Annotated in this window: 7 protein-coding genes and 1 pseudogene; 1 reads left to right on the top strand and 7 read right to left on the bottom strand. The window is 66.9% G+C overall.

Going from position 1 to position 9,263, the window contains the following annotated elements; translation table 11 throughout:
- The 7 genes and pseudogenes from V6M89_RS30020 to V6M89_RS30050 all read right to left on the bottom strand — a co-directional run.
- Positions 1-362: pseudogene (locus V6M89_RS30020) on the bottom strand (sensor histidine kinase); the annotation flags it as partial.
- Positions 359-1,078 carry a response regulator transcription factor gene (locus tag V6M89_RS30025; protein ID WP_332856652.1) on the bottom strand — a complete coding sequence of 240 codons (720 nt, stop codon included), beginning with the start codon at positions 1,076-1,078 and terminating at the stop codon, positions 359-361. The pseudogene V6M89_RS30020 and the gene V6M89_RS30025, both read right to left, overlap by 4 nt.
- 203 nt (positions 1,079-1,281) lie before the next feature.
- Positions 1,282-2,406 (bottom strand): glycosyltransferase family 4 protein, encoded by a 1,125-nt coding sequence (locus tag V6M89_RS30030; RefSeq protein WP_332856653.1) that lies wholly within the window; start codon positions 2,404-2,406, stop codon positions 1,282-1,284.
- Positions 2,407-2,435: 29 nt separating this feature from the next.
- Positions 2,436-3,620: a glycosyltransferase family 4 protein gene (locus tag V6M89_RS30035; RefSeq protein WP_332856654.1), complete on the bottom strand. Its 1,185-nt coding sequence runs from the start codon at positions 3,618-3,620 to the stop codon at positions 2,436-2,438.
- Complete coding sequence (locus tag V6M89_RS30040; RefSeq protein WP_332856655.1) at positions 3,617-4,543, bottom strand: GDP-mannose 4,6-dehydratase; 927 nt, start codon at positions 4,541-4,543, stop codon at positions 3,617-3,619. The genes V6M89_RS30035 and V6M89_RS30040 overlap by 4 nt, the downstream gene beginning before the upstream one ends.
- A gap of 10 nt (positions 4,544-4,553) precedes the next feature.
- Positions 4,554-5,597 (bottom strand): GDP-mannose 4,6-dehydratase, encoded by a 1,044-nt coding sequence (gene gmd, locus V6M89_RS30045; RefSeq protein ID WP_332856656.1) that lies wholly within the window; start codon positions 5,595-5,597, stop codon positions 4,554-4,556.
- 210 nt (positions 5,598-5,807) lie between these two features.
- Positions 5,808-8,126, bottom strand: a complete 2,319-nt coding sequence (locus V6M89_RS30050; protein WP_332856657.1) for an NADP-dependent malic enzyme — start codon at positions 8,124-8,126, stop codon at positions 5,808-5,810.
- Between the two features lie 298 nt (positions 8,127-8,424).
- On the opposite strand from V6M89_RS30050, the gene thiL reads away from it, so the two are divergent.
- Positions 8,425-9,263, top strand: an 839-nt coding sequence (gene thiL, locus V6M89_RS30055) for a thiamine-phosphate kinase (RefSeq protein ID WP_332856658.1), incomplete at its 3' end; no start/stop codon positions are given.

A 9,263-nucleotide genomic window follows, 5' to 3' on the forward strand; every position in this document is an offset into this window, starting at 1 on the left:
GTGCTGAGCAGGGTGGCAGCGTCGCCGCCGCGCGCGGCGGCCGCCGCTGTCGCCGGCCAGGCGCCCAGGTTGCCGGCCACCGGCCGGCCGTCGGCCGCCAGCATCTGGAAGATTTCGAGGTCGCTGTCGATGCCGTCGTCCAGCTGGCGCCGCACCTCGGCCAGCAGCGCGCCGTGGGCCTGGCCGGCGGCGTGGGCCAGCAGGCGCTCCGACTGGGCGACGATGCGGCCGTCGATCTCCCGGTCCAGCACGCCCACCGTGCCGTGGTAGAACACCGCCGACACCAGCACCATGGAGGCCGTGCCCAGCAGGCCGTAGCCCAGCACCAGCCGGGCGGCGGTGGAGGCGCGCAGCGTGATCAAGCGGGCCGGCCTCCGGCCGGCGGCGCGGCGTCTTCGGGCGGGATGGCGCCCATGCGGTAGCCGACGCCGCGCAGCGTGTGGATCAGCATGACGGGGAAATCCTTGTCGACCTTGGCGCGCAGGCGGCTGATCTGGACGTCGATCACATTGGTCTGCGGATCGAAATGGTAGTCCCACACCGATTCGAGCAGCATGGTGCGGGTCACCACCTGGTTGACGTTGCGCATCAGGTATTCCAGCAGCCGGTATTCGCGCGGCTGCAGCGTGATGACCTTGGCGCCGCGCGTGACGCGCAAGGTGCGCAGGTCCAGCTTCAGGTCGGCCACCTGCAGCTGCGAGCTGTCGGCGCCCGGCGCGCTGCGCCGCTGCAGCGCCTCGATGCGCGCCAGCAGCTCGGAAAAGGCGAACGGCTTGGACAGGTAATCGTCGGCGCCGCCGCGCAGGCCGGTCACGCGGGCGTCGATCGAGGTCAGCGCGCTGACGATGATGACCGGGGTCTGCTTGCCCAGCGCGCGCAGCTTGTCGACGATGGACAGGCCGTCGATGCGGCCCGGCAGCATGCGGTCGAGGATGATGATGTCCCAGTCGTTGCCGGCCGCGAGGTCGAGGCCGTCCGGGCCGTTGTCGCAGGCGCTGACCAGGTAGCCCGCCTCGCGCAGCCCCTTGCAGATGTAGTTCGAGGTTTCGGCTTCGTCTTCAATAACCAGGCAGCGCACGCGGGTCTCCGGGATTCAGGGGGATGTGGCGGCTATTCTAACCTGCGCAGCGGACTGCGGTGGTGAACTCCCGCCCGGACGACGTCGTTGCGTCGCACAGGGGGTGGCGCCGTCTTGGCAGCGTCATTGATGAGGACCATCGGCAGGGCGCGGAGTTCGACCGCCATGATAGCCGCGCCCGCCAGTGGCGCACTTGCGCCAGATCAAGCAGTGCGCTTGCGGCCGGCCAGCTCGCGGTACAGCGCGTGGTAGTTGCGCGCCATGGTCTCGGCGGTGAACAGTTCCCAGTAGCGCGCCTCGGCGCGGCGGCCCATCTCGGCGGCCCGCTCCGGCTGTTCCCACAGCGTGCGCATGGCGGCGCCGAAGGCCCGCGCATCGTCGGGCGGCACCACCAGCCCGGTCTCGTTGTCGAGGTTGATGTAGGTGGTGCCGGTGCCGATCTCGCTGGAGATCATCGGCTTGCCGTACATCGCCCCTTCCAGCAGCGAGATGCCGAACGCTTCCGAGCGCAGGTGCGACGGGAACACCATCGCGTAGCACAGCTCCAGCAGCGCCACCTTGTCCAGCTCCTCGACCGCGCCGACGAACATCACATGCGTCAGGCCGAGGCGCTGCGCGTGCTGCTTGAGTTCCTGCTCGATCGGGCCGGCGCCGACGATCACCACCGGGTAGTCCAGGTTGGCCATGGCGTCGAGCAGGATGTGCAGGCCCTTGTAGTAGCGCAGCACGCCGACGAACAGGAAGAAGCGCTCGCCGCAGCGCGCGCGCCACTGCTCCTTGAGCGCGTCCGACGGCTGCGGATAGATGGTCTTGTCCAGGCCGTAGGTGATGGTGCGGGTCTTGTGCTCGAAGCGCTTGAGCACCGGCGACGAGGCCAGGTAGTTGGGCGAGGTGGCGACGATGGTGTCGATGCTGCGCAGGAAGCGGCGCTTGAGCGGGCTGTACACGCGCAGCAGGTTTTTCTGGCGCACGATGTCCGAGTGGTAGGTCACCACGCTCGGCTTGTCTATCCGCGCCATGAAGTGCGCCAGGTCCATGAACGGCCACGGGAAGTGGTAGTGGATCACGTCGGCCTCGCGCGCCAGGCGCGCCAGCTGGCGGATCGCCGCGAACGAAAAGCCGGTGGAGGCGATCTCGAAGTCGAGCGGCATGCGGTGCACGGTGTGGCCTTCGAACTCGATCTGGGTCGGGCCGCTGTCGCGCGTCAGGGTCAGCACTTCGTTGCTGACGCCGAGGCGGCCGGTGCCCACGCACAGCTGGCGTATCACTTGCTCGATGCCGCCCCAGGTGTCGGGGTAATAGGTCTTGTAAAAATGGAGGACGCGCATGGCAGCTTCTGTCAGACTTCAGTGATGCTTCAATTGGAGAGGACTTGCTGGTACACGGCGACGGTGCGGCGCGCCGCGGCATCCCAGGTCAGTTCGAGTGCGCGGCGGTGGCCGGCGGCGATGCAGCGCTGGCGCAGCGCGTCGTCGCGCGCCAGCGTGGTCATCGCGGCGGTGATTTCCGGCACCGACAGCGGATCGAATTCCAGCGCCGCGCCCTGCGCCACTTCCGGCAGCGAGGTGGCGTTGGAGGTGGCCACCGGCACGCCGCTGGCGAAGGCTTCCACCAGCGGCAGGCCGAAGCCCTCGTGCAGCGACGGGAAGATGAAGGCGCCGGCGCCGGCGTACAGGTGGTGCAGCTGGGCGTCGTCGGTCAGCTGGTTGAGCCAGATGACGTTTTCGCCGCGCTGGCCGGCGGCCTTGATCTGCGCCACCAGCTCGTCGCTGAGCCAGCCGGACGCGCCGACGATCACCAGCTGGCGCGCGGCGCGCAGCACCGGCGGCAAGGCCAGGTAGGCCTCCAGCAGGCGGCCGACGTTCTTGCGCGGTTGCAGCGTGCCGACGAACAGGAAGTAGCCGGCGGTCAGGCCGTAGTGCGCCAGCGTGGCGTCGCGCGCCTCGGCCGCCGGCGCCTCGAACCATTCGGGACGCACGCCGTGGTGCACCACGCTGATCTTGCGCTGGTCGACGCCGAAGCATTCGACCAGCTCGCGGATCGAGTAGTGGGAACCGGTGATCACATGCTGGGCGCGGCGCGCGGCCTGGATCTGCAGCCAGTTCTTCAGGCCGCGCAGGCGCGGCTTGCACCACTCGGGATGGGCGATCGGCACGGCGTCGTGCAAGGTCGCCACCACCGGGCAATCCATGCGCACGATGCGGTAGTCGGTGGCGTGGAACAGGTCCAGCGGCGGCGCGTCCTTGCCCGCCAGCCGGCTGATGTTCATGTGCACCGACGACGGCAGCAGCAGGTTGCCCAGCGTCGCCAGCGGGAACGACAGCGGCAGCGCGCGGCCCACCGTCAGGCGCTCGGCCGCGCCCGGCGACGGGAAGGAAAACGGCAGCACCTCGGCGCCGGCCTGCGGCAGGTGTTCGAGCAGCGCGCGGCTGTACACGCCCATGCCGTCCAGCCGGCCGCCGGTCAGCGCCGGTTCGGCCGTGGTGGTGGACAGGCCCACGCGCAGCACGCGCGCGGCCGTGGTGGTTGGCGCCGCGCTCACGCGGTGTACATCCAGCGCAGCGTGTCGGCCAGCGGCACCGTCGCCAGCGGGCCGATCACGGCCTGCAGGCGGCGGTTGTCGCCGACCAGGCGCACCACTTCATTGGCGCGCACGAAGGCCGGGTTGACGTGGACGTTGATCTGGTAGCCGGCGATGTCGGCCATCATGGCCAGCGCCTCGCCCAGCGAGTAAGCCTGGCCGGAGCAGATGTTGAAGGTCTGGCCGGCGGCGGCGGGGCCGGCGGCCAGCAGGCGGCGGTAGCTCTGCGCCACCATGCGCACGTCGGAAAAGTCGCGCCACACGTGCAGGTTGCCCAGCTCGATGTCGGCGGCCCGGCGGCGGAAGTGGCCGACGATCTTCGGCAGCAGGAAGTTCTCGTGCTGGCCGACGCCGGTGTAGTTCAGCGGGCGCACCACGATCAGCGGCAGCTTGTCGCGCCACAGGCGCGCCATGTATTCCATGGCCAGCTTGCTGACCGCGTAATCGTTGGCCGGCGCGGCCGGCACGTCTTCGCCGATCAGGCCGACGTCGGTATTGCCATAGATATTGGCGCTGGAGGCCAGCAGCACGGCCGACGGCCGGTGCTCGGCGGCGGCCAGCGCCTCCAGCAGGTTGCGGGTGCCGACCACGTTGACGCGGTAGATCTGTTCGACGTCGCCGTGGCCGACGAAGGCGATGCCGGCCAGGTGGACCACCACGTCCGGCCGCACCTGGGCCACCACGGCGGCCAGGCCGGCGCGGTCGTTCAGGTCGACGGCGAACTGGCGCTCGCCGGGCGCGTGGCCGGGCGTGATGGTGCCGTACACCTCGTAACCGGCGGCGCACAGCTCCTGCTCGACATAGCGGCCGGTGAAACCGGACAGCCCCGTGATCAGGGCGCGCTTGCCTGCGCCTTCGGCGCCCTCCATGCCTGCAGCTGCCATCGTCGTTCCCTTAGAAGGAGAAGCCGGCTTTGTTGCGGCGCAGATCGGCCTCGACCATCATCTGGCACAGCTGCTCCAGCGTGGTCCGCGGCTTCCAGCCCAGGTCCGCGAGGGCCTTGGCCGGGTCGCCGATCAGCAGTTCGACTTCGGCCGGACGGTAGAACTTCGGATTGACGCGCACCAGCACCTTGCCGGTTTTCTTGCAGGTGCCGATTTCGTGGTCGGCCTCGCCGCTCCACGCCAGCGCCACGTCGACCGCCTTGAACGCCATGCTGACGAAGTCGCGCACGGTTTCGGTACGGTTGGTGGCCAGCACATAGGTGTCCGGTTCGTCGGCCTGCAGGATGCGCCACATGCCTTCGACGTATTCCTTGGCGTAGCCCCAGTCGCGCTTGGCGTCCAGGTTGCCCAGTTCCAGCACGTCGAGCTGGCCCAGGTGGATCTTGGCCACCGAGTCGGTGATCTTGCGGGTGACGAACTCGCGGCCGCGCAGCGGCGACTCGTGGTTGAACAGGATGCCGGAGCAGCCGAAGATGCCATAGGATTCGCGGTAGTTCACGGTCATCCAGTGGGCATACAGCTTGGCCACGCCGTACGGGCTGCGCGGGTAGAACGGCGTGTCTTCCTTCTGCGGCACGGCCTGCACCTTGCCGAACATTTCCGAGGTCGACGCCTGGTAGAAGCGGATCTTCGGATTGACGATGCGGATCGCTTCCAGCAGGTTGACCGGGCCGATGCCGGTGATTTCCGCGGTGGTGACCGGCTGTTCGAAGGAGACGCCGACGAAGCTTTGCGCCGCCAGGTTGTAGACCTCGTCCGGCTGCGCGGTTTGCAGCAGGCGGATGTTGGAGCCCAGGTCGGTCAGGTCGTACTCGACCAGGTTCAGATTCGGATGCGACTGGATGCCCAGTTCTTCGATACGCCAGAAATTCACCGAGCTGGTGCGGCGATAAGTGCCGGTGACTTGATAGCCTTTTTCCAGCAGCAGCTCCGCCAGATAAGCGCCGTCCTGGCCGGTAATACCCGTAATCAGGGCTTTTTTTGTTTTATTCATGGTGACTGACCATCCAAATCATGGGTGACTTTACAACCCGCCATTGTAACAGAGCGCATATGGCGCACTTCTCACCAATTATATCGATTACATCACTTACATCTTGTTACCATCAACGGCGGTGATGACTCACCTTCATTGATTCAAATGCAATAAAAAAGGCCGGGCCGGCGAGCGGCCCGGCCCTGGGCCGTAGTGCGGCGGGAAGGCTTACACCTTGCGCTGGGCCACCGCGTCGACCACGCACAGCGCGGTCATGTTGACGATGCGGCGCACCGTGGCCGACGGCGTCAGGATGTGCACCGGCTTGGCGCAGCCCAGCAGGATGGGACCGACCGCGATGCCGTTGCCGGCCGCCGTCTTGACCAGGTTGTAGGCGATGTTGGCGGCGTCGATGTTCGGCATCACCAGCAGGTTGGCGTCGCCGGTCAGCGTGGTGCCCGGCATCATCGAGTTGCGCAGCTTGGCGTCGAGCGCGGTGTCGCCGTGCATTTCGCCGTCCACTTCCAAGGTCGGGTCGAGCTGCCTGACCAGCTCCAGCGCGGCGCGCATCTTCTGCGCCGATTCGCTGTTGGACGAGCCGAAGTTGGAGTGCGACAGCAGCGCCGCGCGCGGCGACAGGCCGAAGCGGCGCATCTCTTCCGCCGCCATCACGGTGATCGCCGCCAGCTCCTTGGCGTTCGGGTTCTCGTTGACGTGGGTGTCGACCATCACCAGCTGGCGCTCAGGCATGATCAGCACGTTCATCGCGGCGTACACGCAGGCGCCGTCGCGCTTGCCCAGCACCTGGTCGATATAGTGCAGGTGCAGCTGGGTGGTGCCGAAGGTGCCGCAGATCATGCCGTCGGCGTCGCCCTTCTTGATCATCATGGCGCCGATCAGCGAGTGGCGGCGGCGCATTTCCAGCTTGGCGTACTCCTGCGTCACGCCTTTGCGGGCGGTCAGCTCGTAGTAGGCCTGCCAGTATTCGCGATAGCGCTCGTCGTGGTCGGGGTTGATGACGTCGAAGTCCACGCCCTGCTTCAGGCGCAGGCCGAACTTGGTGATGCGGGTCTCCAGCACCGCCGGACGGCCGACCAGGATGGGACGCGCCAGCTTCTCGTCGACGATCACCTGCACCGCGCGCAGCACGCGCTCCTCTTCGCCCTCGGCGTAGACGATGCGCTTGAGTTCGGCGGCGGTCTTCTTGGCGACCTGGAACAGCGGCTTCATGAAGGTGCCGCTGCGGTAGACGAACTGTTGCAGGCTGTCGGCGTAGGCTTGCAGGTCCTTGATCGGACGGGTGGCGACGCCCGATTCCTCGGCCGCCTTGGCCACGGCCGGGGCGATCTTGATCAGCAGGCGCGGATCGAACGGCATCGGGATCAGGTACTCGGGGCCGAACGACAGGTTGCTGAAGCCGTAGGTGGTGGCGACGATGTCCGACTGCTCGGCGTGGGCCAGCTCGGCGATCGCGTGCACCACGGCGATTTCCATTTCGCGGGTGATGGTGGTGGCGCCGCAATCGAGCGCGCCGCGGAAGATGTACGGGAAGCACAGCACGTTGTTGACCTGGTTCGGATAGTCCGAGCGGCCGGTGCAGATGATGGCGTCGCCGCGCACCGCCTTGACGTCTTCCGGCAGGATTTCCGGGTTCGGGTTGGCCAGCGCCAGGATCAGCGGGTTGGGCGCCATGGCCTTGACCATGTCCTGCTTCAGCACGCCGCCGGCCGACAGGCCGAGGAAGATGTCGGCGTCGCTGATGACTTCGGCCAGGGTGCGGGCCGAGGTTTCGCGGGCGAAGCGTTCCTTGTCCGGGTCCATCAATTCCTTGCGGCCCTTGTAGACCACGCCGGCCAGGTCGGTGACGTAGATGTTTTCCAGCGGGAAGCCGAGGTCGACGATCAGGTCCAGGCAGGCCAGCGCGGCCGCGCCGGCGCCCGACACCACCAGCTTGCAGTTGGCGATGTCCTTGCCGACGTACTGGATGCCGTTCATGATGGCCGCGCCGACGATGATGGCGGTGCCGTGCTGGTCGTCGTGGAAGACCGGGATCTTCATCCGTTCGCGCAGCTGGCGCTCGATGTAGAAGCACTCGGGCGCCTTGATGTCTTCCAGGTTGACGCCGCCGAAGGTCGGCTCCAGCGAGGCGATGATGTCGACCAGCTTGTCCGGGTCCAGCTCGTTGATCTCGATGTCGAACACGTCGATGCCGGCGAATTTCTTGAACAGCACGCCCTTGCCTTCCATCACGGGCTTGGCCGCCAGCGGGCCGATGTTGCCCAGGCCCAGCACGGCGGTGCCGTTGGTGATGACCGCCACCAGGTTGCCGCGCGCCGTGTATTTATAGGCGTTGGCCGGATCGATGACGATTTCTTCGCACGGCGCGGCCACGCCCGGCGAGTAGGCCAGGGCCAGGTCGCGCTGGTTGGTCAGTTGCTTGGTCGGCGTGACGCTGATCTTGCCTGGCGTCGGGCACTCGTGGTATTCGAGCGCCGCGAGGCGCAATTGTTGACGAAGTTCTTCTTTTTTATCAGATGACGAATCCATGCTGTGCGGCCTTCCTGTTTGTACTGTCGGAAAGCTTCCGATTTTATCAGACCAATTCTTTCAATTAAGTAGGTATTTTCACCAACAGCTATGACAGATATCAGCATTATTTATGATTCAAGGCAACATCAGCCGAATTTTTGACGTTTTTAGCGGCAATAACCTATCAATAGCTCCAACATAATCAATTTTCCGCATCTATCACTATTTTGTATCGATCGATGAAATTTGATTGAAAATACCAATTATCGACGGCGGCGGCGGCAGCCGGCCGCGCGCGTCTTCAGTACAATAGGGCATGCTCTCCGAATTCGACCTCATCCAGGAATACTTCCAGCGCCCGCAGCACGCGGCCCGCGCCACGCTCGGCATCGGCGACGATTGCGCGCTGCTCGCGCCCACGCCCGGCATGCAGACGGCGATCTCGTCCGACATGCTGGTCGAGGGCCGCCACTTCTTTGCCGGCGAGGACGCGGCCCGTCTCGGCCACAAGGCGCTGGCGGTCAACCTGTCGGACCTGGCGGCGATGGGCGCGCGCCCGGTCGCCTTTACGCTGGCGCTGGCGCTGCCGTCGGCCGAGCGCGACTGGCTGGCCGGCTTTTCCAACGGCCTGTTCGCGCTGGCCGACGCCTACAACATCGAACTGATAGGCGGCGACACCACCAAGGGACCGCTCAACATCTGCATCACCGTGTTCGGCGAAGTGCGGCCCGGCCAGGCGCTGCGCCGCGGCGCGGCGCGGCAGGACGACGATATCTGGATCTCCGGCACCCTGGGCGACGCCCGCCTGGCGCTGGCCGGCTACCGCCTGGAACAGACGATGGACGCCGCCAGCCTGCTGGCCGCCGCGGTGCGCCTGCACACGCCGACGCCGCGCGTGGCGCTCGGCATGCTGCTGGCGGAACAGGGCATCGCCCACGCGGCGATCGACATCTCCGACGGCCTGGTGGGCGATATCGGGCACATCCTCAAGCAGTCGCGGCTTGGCGCCACCTTGGACGTCGACGCGCTGCCGGCCGGCGCCGTGCTGGCCACGCGCGAGACGGCGCTGCGGCGCGCCTACACCGCCGCCGGCGGCGACGACTACGAACTGTGCTTCACCGCGCCGGCCTCGGCGCGCGCGGCGGTGCTGGCGGC

Source organism: Duganella sp. S19_KUP01_CR8, from assembly GCF_036688705.1.
Taxonomy (GTDB): domain Bacteria; phylum Pseudomonadota; class Gammaproteobacteria; order Burkholderiales; family Burkholderiaceae_D; genus Rugamonas.